This is a genomic window from Agrobacterium tumefaciens (assembly GCF_013318015.2).
GTDB classification, from domain to species: Bacteria; Pseudomonadota; Alphaproteobacteria; order Rhizobiales; family Rhizobiaceae; genus Agrobacterium; species Agrobacterium tumefaciens.
This window is the reverse complement of record NZ_CP115841.1, coordinates 2,599,795-2,616,861: the sequence shown is the minus strand read 5'-3', so window position 1 is coordinate 2,616,861 and position 17,067 is coordinate 2,599,795. Positions and strand designations below refer to the sequence as shown.

Annotated in this window: 15 protein-coding genes; 4 read left to right on the top strand and 11 right to left on the bottom strand. The window is 58.5% G+C overall.

What is annotated here, in order from left to right; genetic code table 11:
- Positions 1-65: 65 nt before the first annotated feature.
- Positions 66-1,199, top strand: coding sequence for a molecular chaperone DnaJ (gene dnaJ / locus G6L97_RS12695; protein WP_003514371.1), 1,134 nt, complete (start codon positions 66-68; stop codon positions 1,197-1,199).
- 67 nt (positions 1,200-1,266) lie between these two features.
- Here the strand turns inward: dnaJ and G6L97_RS12690 are convergent, their stop codons facing one another.
- The 10 genes from G6L97_RS12690 to polA all read right to left on the bottom strand — a co-directional run bounded on the left by G6L97_RS12690 (position 1,267) and on the right by polA (position 12,961).
- Positions 1,267-1,818 (bottom strand): DUF924 family protein, encoded by a 552-nt coding sequence (locus tag G6L97_RS12690; RefSeq protein WP_111782913.1) that lies wholly within the window; start codon positions 1,816-1,818, stop codon positions 1,267-1,269.
- Between the two features lie 14 nt (positions 1,819-1,832).
- On the bottom strand, positions 1,833-2,045 hold the full coding sequence (locus G6L97_RS12685) for a SlyX family protein (protein WP_013635242.1): 213 nt from the start codon (positions 2,043-2,045) through the stop codon (positions 1,833-1,835).
- A 153-nt stretch (positions 2,046-2,198) separates the two neighbouring features.
- Positions 2,199-3,704: a tripartite tricarboxylate transporter permease gene (locus G6L97_RS12680; protein ID WP_013635241.1), complete on the bottom strand. Its 1,506-nt coding sequence runs from the start codon at positions 3,702-3,704 to the stop codon at positions 2,199-2,201.
- A gap of 9 nt (positions 3,705-3,713) precedes the next feature.
- Positions 3,714-4,175 (bottom strand): tripartite tricarboxylate transporter TctB family protein, encoded by a 462-nt coding sequence (locus tag G6L97_RS12675; RefSeq protein WP_003514354.1) that lies wholly within the window; start codon positions 4,173-4,175, stop codon positions 3,714-3,716.
- Between the two features lie 100 nt (positions 4,176-4,275).
- Positions 4,276-5,259 (bottom strand): tripartite tricarboxylate transporter substrate-binding protein, encoded by a 984-nt coding sequence (locus G6L97_RS12670; RefSeq protein ID WP_026330668.1) that lies wholly within the window; start codon positions 5,257-5,259, stop codon positions 4,276-4,278.
- A gap of 198 nt (positions 5,260-5,457) precedes the next feature.
- Complete coding sequence (locus G6L97_RS12665; RefSeq protein ID WP_019564551.1) at positions 5,458-6,804, bottom strand: sigma-54-dependent transcriptional regulator; 1,347 nt, start codon at positions 6,802-6,804, stop codon at positions 5,458-5,460.
- The gene (locus tag G6L97_RS12660) at positions 6,801-8,627 is read right to left on the bottom strand and encodes a sensor histidine kinase (protein WP_174002648.1); all 1,827 of its coding nucleotides are present in this window, start codon (positions 8,625-8,627) and stop codon (positions 6,801-6,803) included. The genes G6L97_RS12665 and G6L97_RS12660 overlap by 4 nt, the downstream gene beginning before the upstream one ends.
- 161 nt (positions 8,628-8,788) lie before the next feature.
- A complete protein-coding gene (rpmF, locus tag G6L97_RS12655) occupies positions 8,789-8,974 on the bottom strand; it encodes a 50S ribosomal protein L32 (protein ID WP_003514347.1) in 186 nt (61 codons plus the stop codon).
- Positions 8,975-9,167: 193 nt separating this feature from the next.
- Entirely contained in the window at positions 9,168-9,887 is a 720-nt protein-coding gene (locus tag G6L97_RS12650; protein ID WP_111782915.1) for a DUF1868 domain-containing protein, read from the bottom strand.
- 86 nt (positions 9,888-9,973) lie between these two features.
- On the bottom strand, positions 9,974-12,961 hold the full coding sequence (gene polA / locus G6L97_RS12645) for a DNA polymerase I (protein WP_065688448.1): 2,988 nt from the start codon (positions 12,959-12,961) through the stop codon (positions 9,974-9,976).
- A gap of 414 nt (positions 12,962-13,375) precedes the next feature.
- Between polA and G6L97_RS12640 the strand changes: the two genes are divergently transcribed.
- Together G6L97_RS12640 and G6L97_RS12635 are read left to right on the top strand one after the other, a co-directional pair.
- Positions 13,376-13,810: a MarR family winged helix-turn-helix transcriptional regulator gene (locus tag G6L97_RS12640; protein ID WP_003514340.1), complete on the top strand. Its 435-nt coding sequence runs from the start codon at positions 13,376-13,378 to the stop codon at positions 13,808-13,810.
- A 238-nt stretch (positions 13,811-14,048) separates the two neighbouring features.
- The gene (locus G6L97_RS12635) at positions 14,049-15,440 is read left to right on the top strand and encodes a dipeptidase (RefSeq protein WP_111782916.1); all 1,392 of its coding nucleotides are present in this window, start codon (positions 14,049-14,051) and stop codon (positions 15,438-15,440) included.
- A 416-nt stretch (positions 15,441-15,856) separates the two neighbouring features.
- On the opposite strand, the gene G6L97_RS12630 is transcribed toward G6L97_RS12635, so the two are convergent.
- Positions 15,857-16,066 carry a cold-shock protein gene (locus G6L97_RS12630; RefSeq protein ID WP_003514335.1) on the bottom strand — a complete coding sequence of 70 codons (210 nt, stop codon included), beginning with the start codon at positions 16,064-16,066 and terminating at the stop codon, positions 15,857-15,859.
- Positions 16,067-16,547: 481 nt separating this feature from the next.
- Between G6L97_RS12630 and G6L97_RS12625 the strand changes: the two genes are divergently transcribed.
- Positions 16,548-17,006, top strand: coding sequence for a YbaK/EbsC family protein (locus tag G6L97_RS12625; RefSeq protein ID WP_019564557.1), 459 nt, complete (start codon positions 16,548-16,550; stop codon positions 17,004-17,006).
- Positions 17,007-17,067 lie beyond the last annotated feature (61 nt).

Below are 17,067 nucleotides of genomic sequence, written 5' to 3'. Positions count from 1 at the left end.
ATACATGCAAGACATCCGGCTGCCGAAGTGCAGCCGGAAATCCATTTGCGAGGCTTGTTATCTTAATGGCGAAAGCAGACTTTTACGAAACACTCGGCGTCAGCAAGACCGCGGACGAAAAAGAGCTGAAAAGCGCCTTCCGCAAACTCGCGATGAAATACCATCCGGACAAGAACCCGGATGATGCTGATTCCGAACGGAAGTTCAAGGAAATCAACGAAGCCTATGAAACGCTGAAGGACCCGCAAAAACGCGCGGCCTATGACCGTTTTGGCCACGCCGCCTTTGAAAATGGCGGCATGGGCGGCGGTGGTATGGGCGGCGGCGGTTTCGCCAATGGCGGCTTCTCGGATATCTTCGAAGACATCTTCGGCGAGATGATGGGCGGCGGACGCGCACGCCGCTCTTCCGGCGGTCGCGAGCGCGGCGCCGACCTTCGCTACAACATGGAAATCACGCTGGAAGAAGCCTTTGCCGGCAAGACGGCGCAGATCAGGGTTCCAACCTCGATAACCTGCGATGTCTGTTCCGGTTCCGGCGCAAAACCCGGCACGCAACCCAAAACCTGCGGCACCTGTCAGGGTTCCGGCCGCGTGCGCGCAGCCCAGGGCTTCTTCTCGGTAGAACGCACCTGCCCCACCTGCCACGGGCGTGGACAGACGATTTCCGATCCGTGCAGCAAGTGCCACGGCCAGGGCCGCGTGACGGAAGAGCGTTCGCTTTCGGTCAACATTCCCTCGGGTATCGAGGATGGCACCCGCATTCGCCTGCAGGGCGAAGGCGAAGCCGGCATGCGTGGAGGCCCGGCGGGCGATCTCTACATCTTCCTGTCCGTGCGTCCGCATGAGTTCTTCCAGCGCGACGGTGCCGATCTCTATTGCACCGTGCCGATCTCCATGACGACGGCCGCTCTTGGCGGCACCTTCGATGTGACGACGCTCGACGGCACGAAGTCTCGCGTGACGGTTCCGGAAGGCACCCAGCCAGGCAAGCAGTTCCGCCTGAAGGGCAAGGGCATGCCGGTGCTGCGTTCGGCGCAGACTGGCGATCTCTACATCCAGATCCAGATCGAGACACCGCAGAAGCTCAGCAAGCGCCAGCGCGAGCTGTTGCAGGAGTTCGAGCAACTCTCGTCCCAGGAGAATAATCCGGAATCGACCGGCTTCTTTGCCCGGATGAAGGAATTCTTCGACGGCTGATCTGCGGCCGTTACCCACCAAAAAAAGCGCCGCCGTCTTTCGGGACTGGCGGCGTTTTTCGTTGAAATCAGCCAGTAAAACCGCCCGCATCAAGATATTGCCGTTCCTCCGGCGTCGTTTCCCGCAGCAATATGTCGTTGCGATGCGGAAAGCGGCCAAAACGCGCGACGATATCGTGATGCTCTTCGGCATGGTGGAGATAAAGCCCGCCAAGCGGCCGGTTGAGCGTGCAGGCACGCTCCTGATCCTCGATGCTTTCCGAATGGGAAAAGGGCAGATAGAAAAAGACCCGCAAATCCTCGGTCACCGCCTGATCGTGGCCGCGACGGATGGCCTCGCTGGCGAACATGCGTGCCAGCGGATCGGTCGCATACATATGCGCTGTCTCGCGAAAGCAGTTACGCGGGAACTGATCCAGCAGAAGCATCAGCGCGAGGCTGCTTTCCGCACCGTCCAGCCAGCCATCCAATTCGCGCCTTGCAGCAGCAAAATGGGCATCGCGGAAACGGTCATGAAAGTGATCGTCGAAGGCGGCGTCCTTGTCGAACCACTTGTCCGGTCCTGCCTTCTTCCAGAAATCCACAATTTCGGCGGCAAGTGCGGCTGTATCGCTCCTCATCGGGTCTCCCTCAATCAATAATGCGGCGGCCGGGTGATTGCGGGTGCGTCCAGCGACTGCTCCTCGAGGCTCAGGAACCTTTCCGTCAACCGGTCGAGCTTGGCGCGGGTCTGTTCCACCACCTTCCACTGTTCCGTCAGCTGGTCGGACAGTTCCTCTATAGTCTTGGCCTGATGCGCGATCGTTTCCTCAAGCGCAATGATCCGTTTTTCGGTTTCCGACGTCATATCGACCTCTCTTTCCCGCCCTTCCTTGGCCCTAAAAAGCTTCAAGTCAACCATATGCCGCTTCGGTGAACCGGATTCCTCACAGCGATCCCATCAACGCAGAAACGCCGGCGAGATTTCCATCACCGGCGTTCCGAATATTTCGAGACCTGCTCAGTCTTCTTCTACGAAAACCTCTTCGCGCTTTTTCTTCACGCTGGGCAGGAAGACGATGATCAGCACGGCCAGAGCAATAAACAGCAGGGTAGCGCTGATCGGTCGGGTGACGAAGGTCGTCGGATCGCCACGTGACAGGATCATGGCGCGTCGCAGGTTTTCCTCCAGCAGCGGCCCAAGCACGAAGCCCAGCAGCAGCGGCGCCGGCTCGCAGCGCAGCTTCACGAGCACATAACCAATGAAGCCGAAGAAGGCGACGGCGTAGAGATCGAAGACGTTGGAATTGACGCTGTAAACCCCGATGGCGCAGAAGGCCATGATGATGGGGAAAAGCACGTAATAAGGCACCGTCAGCAGCTTCACCCAAAGCCCGATCAGGGGCAGGTTGAGGATGACGAGCATCAGATTGCCAATCCACATCGAGGCGATGATGCCCCAGAACAGCGCCGGCTGCTCGGTCGCAACGTTCGGGCCGGGCACGATGCCCTGAATGATCATCGCACCGATCATCAGCGCCATCACCGGGTTTGCGGGAATGCCGAGCGTCAGAAGCGGGATGAACGAGGTCTGGGCACCGGCATTATTGGCGGATTCCGGACCGGCAACACCGGCGACCGCACCGTGTCCAAACTCCTCAGGATGCTTGGAGACGCGTTTTTCGACGGTGTAGGATGCGAAGGCAGCGAGAATTGCACCGCCGCCCGGCAGGATGCCGAGTGCCGAACCGATGACCGTACCGCGCAGCACCGGGCCAACCATGGCCTTGAAGTCTTCCTTCGACGGCATCAGGCTGCTGACCTTGGCGATCAGCACCGAGCGCGTGCGCTCGTTTTCGAGATTGCGCAGGATTTCGGCGATACCGAATACACCCACCGCCACCGCAACGAAATTCAGCCCATCGGCATATTCACGGATGCCGAGAGTGAAGCGCGGCGCGCCGCTGTAGATATCCGTACCGACCAGACCAAGCAGCAGGCCAAGCACGACCATGGCCAGCGCCTTGACGATGGAACCATGGGCAAGCGCGATGGATGAGACAAGGCCGACGACCATCAGCGAGAAATATTCCGCCGCGCCGAATTCCAGCGCAATCGCCGTCAAAGGCGGTGCAAAGACTGCCACGAGAAAGGTGGAAACCGTGCCGGCGAAAAACGAGCCGATGGCGGCAATCGCAAGTGCGGCACCCGCCTTGCCCTTGCGCGCCATCTGGTAGCCGTCAATGGCGGTAACGGCGGATGAGGATTCCCCCGGCATGTTGATGAGGATCGCCGTGGTGGAGCCGCCATATTGCGCGCCGTAATAGATGCCTGCGAGCATGATGAGCGATGAGACGGGCTCAAGCTGAAAGGTGATCGGCAACAGCATGGCGATGGTTGCGGTTGCGCCGATGCCCGGCAGCACGCCAATCAGCGTGCCGAGCAGCACGCCAATCAGGCAGAAAAACAGGTTTGCCAGCGACGTGGCCGTGACGAAACCGAGAGCAAGATTATCAAGCAATTCCATTACGGCACCTCAAAATTTAAGCCAGGGGCCGAAGCGCTGGAATGGCAGGCCGAGACCATAATTGAACACAGCAACGGAAAAGACCGTGATGGCGGCGGAAATAATGACGGCCATGAGCGGGCTCATCTTGTGCGAGGCGAAGGCTGCGATAAGGGCGCTGAAAAAAAGCGCCGGTACGAAACCAAGCCCCCGGACCGTGAAACCGAAAAAGATCGGCGCGGGCAGGATGAAAAAAATCCCCCGCCAGGCGATTGCACCGAGGGCATCGCCCTGCACACGGGTGGCGCGAATGAATATTACCCCGCCAAGCAGGATCAGCACGATTGCCAGAACAAGCGGAAAATAACCCGGCCCCATGCGGAAGGCGGTTCCGATATCCAGCCCGAAAGACTGCAACGCGAAAAAAGCGCCAAAACCGATGAAAATTGCCCCACAGGCTGCCTCGGCAGGGTCAATGAAAAACGACTTCATGAAAGATGCCCCTCCACTGCGGCCGGCCCCACACCGTTCCGCGCGTTAAATTGACGGCAAGAAGCCGGCGGTAGGGTGCCGCCGGCAATTGCTTCAACCATCAGTCGGCATATTGGCCGGCGCCCTCGATCACAGGCTTCCAGCGGGCGATTTCGCTTTCAAGCTTGGTCTTGAGCGCTGCGGGCGTCGCATCGGCTTCTGGGGAAGGTGTGGTGCCAAGTTCGGCAAAACGGGCCGCCACGTTCTTGTCCTTCAGCGCGACTTGCAGCGACTTGGAGAGCTTTTCGTTGATCTCAGCCGGTGTACCCTTCGGCGTGTAGATACCGTGCCAGATACCCACCTCAAGCTTCGGCAGGCCCGATTCGGCAACTGTCGGTACGTCCGGCAGCACGTCGAGCCGTTTGGCCGAGGTTACGGCATAGGCTTTAACGGTCCCGCCCTGGATTTGCTTGGTGGTGTTTGTGGTCTGGTCGCACATGATATCGACCTGTCCACCGAGCAGGTCGGTCATGGCCGGGCCTGTGCCCTTGTAAGGAACAGTGACCAGCGGTGTCTCGATCGCGCTCATGAACAACATGCCGCACAGATGCGAAGCAGCACCGATGCCGGCATTGGCAACGGTGACCTTGTCCTTGTTCGCCTTGGCGTAGTCGATCAGACCCTTGAGATCCTTGGTCTCGAGCGTCTTGCGCGACAGAATGGTCATCGGCACTTCCGTGACCAGACCGACATATTCGAAAGCGTTCAGGGTATCATAGGCGAGCTTGCGATAAAGCGTGGCGCTCGTCGCCATGCCGATGTGATGCAGCAGAACGGTGTAACCGTCCGGATCCGACGCCGCCACGCGGCCAGCGCCCAGCGTGCCACCAGCGCCGCCGACATTTTCGACGATGATCTGCTGGCCGAGATCCTTCGACATGGATTCAGCGACAAGACGCGCGACCGTATCTGTCGGGCCACCGGCGGCAAAGGGCACGACCATGGTGATGTTGCGCTCGGGGTAGTTCTGAGCGGATGCAGAAAGCGCAAAAAGGGAAACGGCAGCGGCGGCAGCAAGGCCGGTAACTGTCTTCAGTATTTTCATCGATTCCTCCCGGATGAAAATGTTCGCCACTTCAGCCGCGCATGCTCCTCCATGGCGACCGGGGTGAAGCCATTTGCGATCCGGGATTGCCGTTCAGCAACGGCGGTCTTGCGGCAAGGCGCGCTTTTATCGCCATCATGGGCAGCAATGGGTGGATTTCTACCCATACGGGCTCATCCATGGGTGGAAATCCACCCATTACACTTCGGTCATGTGCCGGTGCAGCTCGTATTTCTGCATTTTTTCGTAAAGCGTTTTGCGTGAAATGCCGAGGCTCTCATAGACGGATTTCAGATTTCCGCCGTGGGCGGCGATCGCGCGCGCAATAAGGCTTTTTTCATAAGCGGCGACCCTTGCGGCAAGCGCCGCCTTGCCATCGCCCTCAAATGGCAGCGAGGTTTCGGAGACATCGCTTTCCAGACCGAGAACGAAACGGTCCGCCGCATTGCGCAATTCCCGGACATTGCCCGGCCACTCACGCAGGGAAATGACTGAGAGTAGATGCTGCGGAACGTCCGTATCTTCCCGACCGTAACGGGCAGCAGCCTCCCGCACCAGATGCAGGAAAAGCAGCGGTATGTCGGCACTGCGCTGCGAGAGGGACGGCACGAGAATCGTCGCCACGTTCAGGCGGTAAAGAAGATCGGCACGGAACCGCCCTGCCGCGACTTCCTGCTCCAGATCGACCTTGCTGGTGGCGATGAAGCGGACGTCGAGCTCGACTGTTTCATTGGAGCCAAGACGGGTGATCACCCGTTCCTGCAATACGCGCAGGAACCGGCCCTGCAATTCAAAGGGCATGGAGCCGATCTCGTCCAGCAATATGGTGCCGCCGCGGGCATGCTCGAACTTGCCGTAGCGCGGGCGCAGCGCGCCGGGAAAAGCGCCAGCCTCGTGGCCGAACAGCTCGCTTTCGATCAGCGTTTGCGGAAGGGCGGCACAATTGATGGCGACAAAGGGCCGGTTGGCTCTGGCGCTGATATCGTGAAGTGCGCGCGCCACCACTTCCTTGCCCGCACCGGTATCGCCGACAATGAGCGTATCGGCATCCGTCGCACCGATGGCGCGAATGCGGTAACGCAGATCGACCATGACCTGGGTTCTGCCGGGCAGACGCGTTTCGAGATCGTCATGCTTGCCCGCCACCGCCTTCAGGCGGCGGTTTTCCAGCACCAGTGCCCGCCGGTCGTTGGCTCTTTTTATGATGCCGGCGAGATATTGCGGGGTGAAGGGCTTTTCGATGAAGTCATAAGCACCGTTGCGCATGGCATTGACGGCAAGCTGCACATCGCCATGGCCCGTCATCAGGATGACAGGTATTTCCGGGTCAAGCTCCCGCACCTTCTGCAGCAGCGTCATGCCATCCATGCCGGGCATCCTGATATCGCTGACCACGACGCCATCGAAGCTGTAGCCGATGAGTTCGAGCGCATGTTCGGCGCTCGCCAGCATGGTGACCGCAAAACCTGAAAGTTCCAGCGCCTGCGCGGTGGAAAAGCGCAGTTCCTCCTCGTCATCAATCAACAGAACCCGCGACATGGTCATTCCGCCGCCACCTCCACACGATAGGCTGCTGCCGGTAATTCGATCTCGAATTCCGCGCCGCCGTCTTCATGGTTTCTGACACGCAGCTGGCCGCCAAAATCCTTGATGATGCTGTAGGTGATGGAAAGGCCGAGACCGAGGCCACGCCCCACGCCCTTGGTGGTGAAGAAGGGATCGAAGATGCGCTCCGAAATCGCCGGAGGAACGCCCGGACCTCGGTCACGAATGAAAATCGACACCGTCTGACCGTGCAGCACGGCTTTCAAAGCGATGCGACGATCCTCGCGCCCTTCCACCGCATCGGCGGCATTGGAGATGATGTTGACCAGCACCTGCTGCAGCCGCACCGGCCCGGCCTTCACCGCAAGCGGCACCGGACCAAGATCAACATCCAGCACCGCATCGGCGGCCTTCAGCCGTGCTCCAACAATTTCCAGCGTATCGCGAAGGACAGCATCGAGCGCGACCGCAGCCATTTTCTCATTGGGTTTGCGGGCAAAATTTCTCAGATGCCTGCTGATAGAAGCCATGCGATCGATAAGGCCCGAAATACGCCTGAGGTTTTCCGTTACCTCTTCCAGACGTCCACGTTCCACGAGAAGAGAGGCGTTTTCCGCATAATTCTTGGCGGCTGCGAGCGGCTGGTTGAACTCGTGCGAAAGTGCTGCCGACATTTGTCCGAGCGCTGCAAGCTTGCCCGCCTGAACCAAGTCATTCTGCATCTTGCGCAATTGTTTCTCCGTCTGGCGGCGCTCGGCGATTTCGTGTTCGATCTCACGGTTCACCCGCGCGAGATCGGCTGTGCGCTCCTCCACCCGCCGCTCCAGCTCCGCCTGAGCTTCGGCCTGGTGGGTCAGGCGTTCACGCAGGCGCCGCCGTCTTTGCAGCATGGCGGCGACCACGGCAGCGGCAAGACACAGGCAGAGGATGATCGCTATCATCGCCGTCTTGACCTGCGTCCTGAGTGAGCCGGTATCCATCAGCACGCTGACCGTCCAACCCGCGTCGGGCATCGGCTGCGACAGGACGAGATATTCCCTGTCACCGTCGTTCTGACTGATCGTCATCAACTGATGAGAGCCGAAATTGCCGTTTTTTAGCGGCAGTTCCTTCAGGTCGGCATTGGCGTAACGCCGGGATGCAGCCGTGCGCGCAATCCTTTCCGGTGTCAGCGGCATCAGGCCGGAATAAAGCCACTGCGGCGTTCCGGTCATGAAGATGATGCCTTCCGGGTCCGATACGAGAATGCGGTTTTCACCATCGCCGAACGACGCCTCTATGCCTTCAATATCGACCTTGAAGACGATGACGCCCTTGATCTCCTCGTTGAAGAGAATAGGCGCGGAAAAATAATAACCGCGCTTGTGGGAGGTGGTGCCTAGCGCAAAGAAACGCGACGGGAAGCCCTTGGCGGCATCCTGAAAATAGGGACGGTAGCTGAAATTCTCACCGACGAAGCTCGTGGGTCCATCATAGTTGCTAGCGGCGATTGTCACACCGTCCAGCGTGATGATGTAGATGTCGGAGGATTCCAGCAATGTATTGATGGATTTGAGATAGATATTGGCGCGCTGGCGCATCGCCTCATCCTGTGGATGCGCGACAAGCTCCTCAATGTCGTCGTGATCGGCGATCAGGGCGGGCAGCGGCTCGAAACGGCTCAAAAGCCCGCCAAGAGCCGAGACGGCCAGCCTGAGGGTGGTGCGGCCCTGATCGGAGACTTCGCCGAAATAGCTTTCCGCAATGATGCCGCTGCCCTTGGTCACGGCGCCGTAACCGAGGCCGAGGCTGAGCAGCGTCAATAAAATCCAGCGATATTTCACCGAAGCGCCCCTCCCCGTTGCAGGCACCAGACCTGCTCTCCCGAACAGAGTGTAGGAGGAGTGATCGGATTTTCCAAGTAACCGAAAAAAGCAGCTAAACGGCCCAAAAACAAAAAACCGGCCACGAGGGCCGGTTTTCCGTAAAGATTATTTCAGAAAGCTTATGCGCTTTCCTTCGGCGTCAGAACCTGACGACCGCGATACATACCGGTCTTCAGATCGATATGGTGCGGACGGCGCAGTTCGCCGGAGTTCTTGTCTTCAACGTAGGTCGAAGCCTTGAGACCGTCAGCCGAGCGGCGCATGCCGCGCTTGGACGGGCTTGTTTTTCTTTTTGGTACAGCCATTTTTGTTACTCCACTTTAGCGGCGAAACAACGTAACCGGCCATAACCAAAGGCCGAATGTCGGGTGTCTCGATATCGGAAATTTGGCGCGCTTATACATGCCCAAACGGGCTTTGACCAGCCCTGACGCGCATTTTTTCCGATTAAGCCGGTTTGCTGCGACGGGCGGGCGGCAGGCCTTTGCAAATCATGCTTCACTTCCTATCAAAAACCACGAGTTCCCTAAAGTGGTTCATGTCCCTGAATTCACAGAAAGCTGGCGCGCGCATCTCGATTATCGGCGCTGCCGCACGCAGTTTTTCCAGCTCTTCATCCAGCATCGCCTGCCATCGCGGCAGGCACTCCGGATTGAACCAGCGCGTGACATAAGCCAGCGTAATATGGAATTGATAGGTGTTGTGATCGGGATGCCGATAACCGAAAGCTTCGGCAAAGCTATCCCGCCACAGCGCAATGATCCGGTCGTCTTCGGCGCTGGCACCCTTCAGCACCAGCCCCGTCGGCTTGAGACCAGTCACCTGCATATTGAAACCAGGCAGGCCCGGAAAATCCGCCAGACGATCGCAATAATACTCCGTCATCGTGTCGATCGGAGTATCGAGTGGCATGTCTTCCGGCCAGTAGGGAAATGCACGGCGATATTCGATAATGCCCTGAAATACCGTCATATGCAGGCTGGAAACCGGCGTGAAGGCCAGCTGCGATGCCTCGGGCATATCCAGAAAACGCTGGCGTGTCCCGATGATTGCGCTTTCGGTTTTCGACCCTTCAACGAGATGGCAGACCACGGTATTGCCCGGCTCGAGCAGGAATTCACCATCCGTATTATAGCGGCGACCCAGATGGCGCGGCGGCTGATCGTGGCTGGCAGCGGAAAAAGATTCCAGATCTTTTGAAACGAGCGGGGCGTGCATGGGGGAACTCCTTTTGAGATGTTTCCCCTAATCTGTGCACGCAACAAACCAATGACAGCTATCGGTCAATGGCCGGTCAATTCCCGTCAATGCGCCTCGTCCCAGTTGTCGGCCGCGCGGGCATCCACCTTGAGCGGAACCCTCATGGAAATAGCCGGCATGGCTGCATTTTCCATCACCGAGACGACGATGGGCAGGGTCTTTTCGATTTCCCCTTCCTCGACTTCGAAGATGAGTTCGTCATGTACCTGCAGCAGCATGCGGGCGGAAAGCTTTTCCGCCTCCAGCACCGGCTCGATACGGACCATCGCACGGCGAATGATATCGGCTGCAGACCCCTGGATTGGTGCGTTGATGGCTGCACGCTCGTTGAAGGCCTTCATGGAAGGGTTGGAGGAGCGGATTTCCGGATAATGCGCACGGCGGCCGAAAATCGTCTCGACATAGCCGTTCTCGCGGGCGAAAGCCTTGGTCGCTTCCATGTAATCGCGAATGCCAGGAAAACGCTCGAAATATTTCTTGATATATTCGCCCGCTTCGGAGCGCGCGATGCTGAGCTGGTTGGCAAGGCCGAAAGCGGAAATACCGTAGATGATGCCGAAGTTGATGGCCTTGGCACGTCGGCGCACTTCAGACGGCATGCCTTCCACCGGCACCCCGAACATTTCCGATGCGGTCATCGCATGAATGTCGATGCCGTTTTCGAATGCGCTGCGAAGCTGCGGAATGTCGGCGACATGGGCAAGCACACGTAGCTCGATCTGGCTGTAATCGGCGGAAAGAAGCTTGTGTCCGGGGGTGGAGATGAAGGCCGTGCGGATCTTGCGGCCTTCCGCCGTGCGCACCGGAATGTTCTGAAGGTTCGGCTCCGAGGACGACAGGCGCCCCGTGGTGGTGGAGGCCAGCGCGTAGGACGTGTGAACCCGTTTCGTCTGCGGATGGACATATCCGGGAAGCGCATCCGTATAGGTCGATTTCAGCTTGGTCAGCTGCCGCCAGTCGACGATCTTTCGCGGTAATTCGGCACCTTCCGCCGCCAGATCTTCGAGAACCTGCGCCGATGTGGACCATTGGCCCGTCTTGGTCTTGGAGCCGCCAGGCAGGCCCATCCGGCCGAACAGGATATCACCGAGCTGCTTTGGCGATCCGATGTTGAAACGCTCGCCTGCCAGTTGGTAGACTTCCTCTTCGAAAGCAGCCGCCTTCTGGGCGAGTTCACCGGAGAGACGCGACAGGATCTGTCGGTCCACGGTGATGCCACGCTCCTCCATATGCGCCAGTACAGGCACCAGAGGGCGCTCCAGCCGCTCATACACACTGGTCAGCCGCTCTGCGGCAAGCCGGGGCTTCAGCACCATCCACAGCCGCAGGGTGACATCCGCGTCTTCCGCGGCGTAAGCGGTCGCCTTGTCAATATCGACGAAATCGAAGGTGATGCTCGACTTGCCCGATCCCGCCACGTCCTTGTAGGCGATCGGCGTGTGGCCGAGCCAGCGTTCGGAAAGCGTATCCATGCCATGCGTGGTTTTTCCTGCCTCAAGAACGTAGGAAATCAGCATGGTATCGTCGAAACTCTGCATGACGACGCCGTGGCGCTTCATCAGCAGGTAGTCATATTTGAGGTTCTGCGCGATTTTCAGAACGGCTTCATCCTCAAGAAGATCCTTCAAACGTGCCAGCGCCTCGGCAAACGGCACCTGTCCTTCAGCAAGCCTGATGCCATCGCTGAAAAGATCGCCACCGGAGCCGGTCTTGTGCGTCAATGGCACATAGGCAGCGCGGATATCGGTGCCTGAGGCATCCTTGCCGTTATCGGCAATCGCCAGCGAAAAACCGACGAGTTCCGCCTGCATGGGGTCGAGCGAGGTCGTTTCCGTGTCGAAGGCGACGACACCTGTTTCGCGGGCAGCGGCAACCCAACGATCCAGCTCCGCCAGATCCCTGATCGTCGTATAGGCGGTCGTGTCGATCTTGGCGGCGGAGAAAACCGTCTGCCGTGCCGTGGCGAGATCGGTGGGCGCACTGCCCTCCCCTGTCACCTTCCGTGCCGGAGCGGTGGTTGACGCCGGCACAGCGGTCTTGTCATCAGCTGCGGCAACTGCAGGCGCGGCGTCGAGGTCTGGTCCATGGGCATCAGCGCCCCATTGCACCGGCACATTGGCGGCTTCGATGGCAGAGGCGTCGCTGTCGGTGGCTTCAGCTACCCGGCGCGTCAGCGTCGTGAACTCCATTGCCTTCAGGAAAGCGATGAGTTTCGGGCCGTTCTGCGGTTCGAGCACCAGTTCTTCCAGAGACTGCTCCAGCGGCACATCGGTTCTGAGCGCCACGAGCTGTCTGGAAAGGCGGGCAAGATCGGCATTGGCGATGATGTTTTCGCGGCGTTTCTGCTGCTTGATTTCTCCTGCCCGCGCCAGCAGCGTGTCGAGATCGCCGTATTCTTCCAGCAATTGCGCGGCCGTTTTCGGCCCGATACCAGGAATACCCGGAACATTATCGGTGGAATCGCCGGTCATCGCCTGAAGGTCGATCATCTTTTCCGGGGCTACACCCCATTTTTCGACGACATCGGGAACGCCGATCTGCTTGTCCTTCATGGCGTCGTACATATGCACATTGGCCGTGACGAGCTGCATCAGGTCCTTGTCGGAAGAAATGATGGTGACATCGGCGCCAATCGCCTCCGCCTGACGGGCGTAAGTGGCGATGATGTCATCCGCCTCGAAGCCTTCCGTCTCGATGCAGGGAAGGTTGAAGGCCCGTGTCGCCTCGCGGATCAGGCCAAACTGCGGCACCAGATCTTCCGGCGGTGCGGTGCGGTTGGCCTTGTATAGATCGTACAGCTCGTTGCGGAAGGTTTTCGACGAATAGTCGAAAATCACGGCAAAATGCGTGGGCGTGACGCCGACATCGGTATTGCGCGCATCCTTCAGGAGCTTCCACAACATGTTGCAGAAGCCGGAAACGGCGTTGACCGGCAGCCCATCCGACTTGCGGTTCAGCGGGGGAATGGCATGGAACGCCCGGAAAATGAAACCGGAGCCGTCAACGAGGAAGAGATGATCGCCTTTTTTCATGGCGATATGGATAGCGCGGGGCCGTTTTGACGTCCACAGAAAGTTCAAACAACGCACCGCAAAGCGCACGGGGCTAAGCCGCTGGAGGCACCGGCAAAATTCGCGTGAACCTTACGAATTTGTAATAGATTTTCCCTTGAAAAGCCGCATTTGCACACACATTTCATAGGGGACGGCGCCTGATCACGCCGTAGTCTGATTGTAGGCTCGTCCCCCGCCGCATCAGACCGGACAAAGGCCTTTCCCCCCTCTCCGGGCCTTTGTCCTCTAATATGACCGCCATGGCCGTCCCCTCCCGGCCATGGCGGTTTTTATTTGTGCCGGGTTTCTGACTGGCATAAACATACCGTGCGATATATATCCCACTATCGAAATCGCGCGATTGCGCCGACCAGATGCCAGACGGATTGATGAATGGGTTTTTCCCGGGACGAATCGGCGATCTATCTCGCCGCAAAAATGGCGAGGGAATTCACCATGGCGCTCCAGAAGAGAGCCGCCGCGCTGGGGTTTTCTCCTGGACAATTCCCCATCCTCATCGAACTGTGGCATGAGGAGGGACTGACGCAACGGCAATTGCTGGATAGAATCGACGTGGAGCAGGCGACGCTTGCCAATACGCTGTCCCGCATGGAGCGCGACGGGCTGATCGTGCGCAAATCCCACCCAAGCGACCGCCGCGCGCAGATCATCGAACTTACCCAGCGCGGCAGGGATCTCGAGGCGAACGCCATTGCCGCTTCCGAAGCCACGGAAGATACGCTGCTGGCGGATTTCCGCCGTTTCGAAAAGCAGCTTCTGCTGGAATATATGCGCCGGGCGATCGACCGCGCCAAAAAAGCGAAATAGCATTTACAACTCGAACGCTTTCTTTGCTCCTGGCCTTCTATCGCCTGCAGCTTCCAAGGTTTTGTTTCCGCGCAGTTTAGGCGGAAAACCACTTCGCACTTTTCCTGAACTGCTCTATCGTTCCGGCGGCTGCGCGCTTGCCGATTCAACGACACGTCAGCCCCTTGTTCCCACGCGATGCGCGATACCAGGATGGTTCGTCCATCGCCAGGTTACGACAGACATGACAGGATCAGCGATGACAGACGTTTCCACCATTCTTTCCACGGCCGACGATAACCTCACCTCCAGCCTCGAGCGATTGTTCGAACTGGTGCGCATCCCGTCCATTTCCACGGACCCCGCCTACAAGGCGGAGTGCCGCAAGGCGGCGGAATGGCTGGTCAGAACGCTTGAATCACTGGGCTTTGCGGCTTCCGTTCGCGATACGGCCGGTCATCCAATGGTGGTGGCGCATCACGACGCCGCGACAAAAGATGCGCCGCATGTGCTTTTCTACGGCCATTACGACGTGCAGCCGGTCGATCCGCTCAATCTTTGGGAAAACGATCCGTTCGAACCGGCCGTGAAAGATATCGGCGGCGGTCGGCAGGTGATCACCGGGCGTGGAACGGCTGATGACAAGGGTCAGCTGATGACCTTCGTGGAAGCCTGCCGGGCCTACAAGGCGGTCAATGGCAGTCTGCCCGTGCGCGTCACCATTCTTTTCGAGGGCGAGGAAGAATCCGGTTCGCCCTCGCTGAAGCCGTTCCTCGACGCCAATGCCGATGAGCTGAAAGCCGATTATGCACTGGTATGCGATACCAGCATGTGGGACCGCGATACGCCCGCCATCGCCGCCGCCCTTCGCGGCCTGGTCGGCGAGGAAATCACAATCACGGCGGCCGACCGCGACCTGCATTCGGGCCTTTTCGGTGGTGCGGCCGCAAATCCCATTCACATCCTGACCGATATTCTCGCCGGCCTGCATGACGAGACCGGCCGCGTGACACTTGCCGGCTTCTATGACGGCGTGGAAGAAACCCCCGCCAACATCAAGGCTTCCTGGGAAACGTTGGGCCGCACCGCCGAAGCCTTCCTCGGCGAAGTCGGCCTCTCGATTCCATCGGGCGAAAAGGGCCGCTCCGTGCTGGAGCAGACCTGGGCGCGGCCAACGGCGGAAGTCAACGGCATCATCGGCGGCTATACCGGCGACGGCTTCAAGACGGTTATCGCCGCAAAGGCCTCGGCTAAAGTGTCCTTCCGTCTCGTCGGAGAGCAAGACCCGAAAGCGGTTCGCGAGAGCTTCCGGAACTATGTCCGCTCCAAAATTCCAGCCGATTGCTCGGTGGAATTTCACGAGCATGGTGCATCGCCGGCTATCCAGCTTTCCTATGATTCGCCAGTGCTGACGAAGGCGAAAAACGCGCTTTCGGAAGAGTGGCCCAAACCTGCCGTCGTGATCGGCATGGGGGGCTCGATCCCCATCGTCGGCGATTTCCAGAAGATGCTGGGCATGGATTCGCTGCTCGTCGGTTTCGGCCTTACCGATGACCGCATTCATTCGCCGAATGAAAAATATGACCTGCAGTCGTTCCACAAGGGCATCCGCTCCTGGATCCGCATTCTAGACGCCCTGGCCGCGAAGTAGTCAAAAAGAAAGGAGGCGCCGGTTACCCGATGCCTCCCCGTTCTCTTATATTTTGGTGGTTCAAAACAAAAAGGCCGGGCAAGCCCGACCTTTCCATCCGTTTTTCGTCAGTGCCAGTACATCCGTGGTCAAAGCGTTCAAACGGTCCGATGCTCCAGAGCGCGCCAACAAAGTCGACGCTGCTTTTCACGATCAGGATCGGCTGCTTTGGTTAATCTTTGGTTAACGCAACAACAGCGGCACTTTAAAAGCACTAGCCTGACAATTCCGTGCGGAGCACTGTTGAACCCTATATTGGTATGCACTGCAGCTTTTTCAAGAGCGGCCGGACCCGGTACACCTTCCAAAAGAAAAAAGGCCGGAAAAATCCGGCCTTTCATATTCATACGAATGACCCGTTCAGGCCAAGCCGCTTATCAGGAAGCGACGAGCTCGCCTGCGGACATCTTGCCCGAGCGGCGGTCCTGCGTCAGCTCGTAGGAGAGCTTCTGACCGTCGTTGAGGGAGGTCATACCAGCGCGCTCAACGGCGGAGATGTGAACGAATACGTCCTGCGAACCGTCGTCAGGCTGAATGAAGCCGTAGCCCTTGGTTGCGTTGAACCACTTTACTGTACCAGTCGCCATAACGATTTCCTTCCGTTGGCAAATTGTATTTGCACTGCGCGCAGTGCGGTCTTGGGTCGAATTTGAAGGAAAGATCGTCGTGTGCACCTTAGAAAAGGCGCCGAAGCTCTGGTCGTCAAACAAATATCGATGCGCGAACACCTAGGTTGGAAGGGCCTGAAAGTCAAGTTTCTTTGAAAAAGCCCGGCGATTTTTGTGAAGCGTCGGCAAATGAAAGTCGCCGGAAACAAGGCCTTAAACAGCAAAAACCCGGCGCGGGAGGAGGTGCGCCGGGTTCTTGAAACTGACTGACAATTGGGAGGAGGAGTATTGTCAGTCCAATCGGGCGACGCTGGGAGGAGGAGTGCGTCGCTTCGATGATTTGAAGATACAGGATCTCCGCTCAAAAAACAGACGTTTCATCGCAGCGCAGCATTGCATAAAATGCATAGCTATTTCGCGACACCTTGAAGCCTCTTGGCATACCGCCTAATAAATACGCATGACCATCGAATCCGTCAGAGCCTTTTTTACCGAGAATTCCCCCGAAGTGACCGTTATCGAAACGGAAACGAGTTCGGCGACAGTCGCTTTGGCTGCCGAAGCGCACGGCGTCGATCCCGACCAGATTGCCAAAACGATCTGCCTGAAGGCGGGCGACACAATTCTTCTCGTCGTTGCCGCCGGCACGAAGCGGCTAGACAATCGTAAATTCCGCGATCACTTCGGCGCCAAGCCGCGCATGCTGGGGGCGGAAGAAGTCGTTGCGGTGACCAGCCATCCCGTCGGCGGCGTGTGTCCTTTCGGATTGCCTTCGCCCCTTCCGGTGTTTTGTGACATATCCCTGAAAAACTATCCCGAGGTGGTTCCGGCAGCGGGTGCCACCAATGCGGCGGTGAGGATTTCGCCTGACATGATGGCGCGACTGACGGGAGCGGAATGGGTCGACGTCTGCCAATGACGCCGATTTGATCCGGCGAGGACTTAACCCCGCCTTAAATTGCCGCATTTAAACTCTTCAT

Excerpts from the sequence above, each read along its gene's own strand:
- dnaJ (WP_003514371.1), top strand. The coding sequence starts at position 66 with ATGGCGAAAGCAGACTTTTACGAAACACTCGGCGTCAGCAAGACCGCG.
- G6L97_RS12690 (WP_111782913.1), bottom strand. The coding sequence starts at position 1,818 with ATGAGGAGCGATACAGCCGCACTTGCCGCCGAAATTGTGGATTTCTGG.
- G6L97_RS12685 (WP_013635242.1), bottom strand. The coding sequence starts at position 2,045 with ATGACGTCGGAAACCGAAAAACGGATCATTGCGCTTGAGGAAACGATC.
- G6L97_RS12680 (WP_013635241.1), bottom strand. The coding sequence starts at position 3,704 with ATGGAATTGCTTGATAATCTTGCTCTCGGTTTCGTCACGGCCACGTCG.
- G6L97_RS12675 (WP_003514354.1), bottom strand. The coding sequence starts at position 4,175 with ATGAAGTCGTTTTTCATTGACCCTGCCGAGGCAGCCTGTGGGGCAATT.
- G6L97_RS12670 (WP_026330668.1), bottom strand. The coding sequence starts at position 5,259 with ATGAAAATACTGAAGACAGTTACCGGCCTTGCTGCCGCCGCTGCCGTT.
- G6L97_RS12665 (WP_019564551.1), bottom strand. The coding sequence starts at position 6,804 with ATGACCATGTCGCGGGTTCTGTTGATTGATGACGAGGAGGAACTGCGC.
- rpmF (WP_003514347.1), bottom strand. The coding sequence starts at position 8,974 with ATGGCTGTACCAAAAAGAAAAACAAGCCCGTCCAAGCGCGGCATGCGC.
- G6L97_RS12650 (WP_111782915.1), bottom strand. The coding sequence starts at position 9,887 with ATGCACGCCCCGCTCGTTTCAAAAGATCTGGAATCTTTTTCCGCTGCC.
- polA (WP_065688448.1), bottom strand. The coding sequence starts at position 12,961 with ATGAAAAAAGGCGATCATCTCTTCCTCGTTGACGGCTCCGGTTTCATT.
- G6L97_RS12640 (WP_003514340.1), top strand. The coding sequence starts at position 13,376 with ATGGGTTTTTCCCGGGACGAATCGGCGATCTATCTCGCCGCAAAAATG.
- G6L97_RS12635 (WP_111782916.1), top strand. The coding sequence starts at position 14,049 with ATGACAGACGTTTCCACCATTCTTTCCACGGCCGACGATAACCTCACC.
- G6L97_RS12630 (WP_003514335.1), bottom strand. The coding sequence starts at position 16,066 with ATGGCGACTGGTACAGTAAAGTGGTTCAACGCAACCAAGGGCTACGGC.
- G6L97_RS12625 (WP_019564557.1), top strand. The coding sequence starts at position 16,548 with ATGACCATCGAATCCGTCAGAGCCTTTTTTACCGAGAATTCCCCCGAA.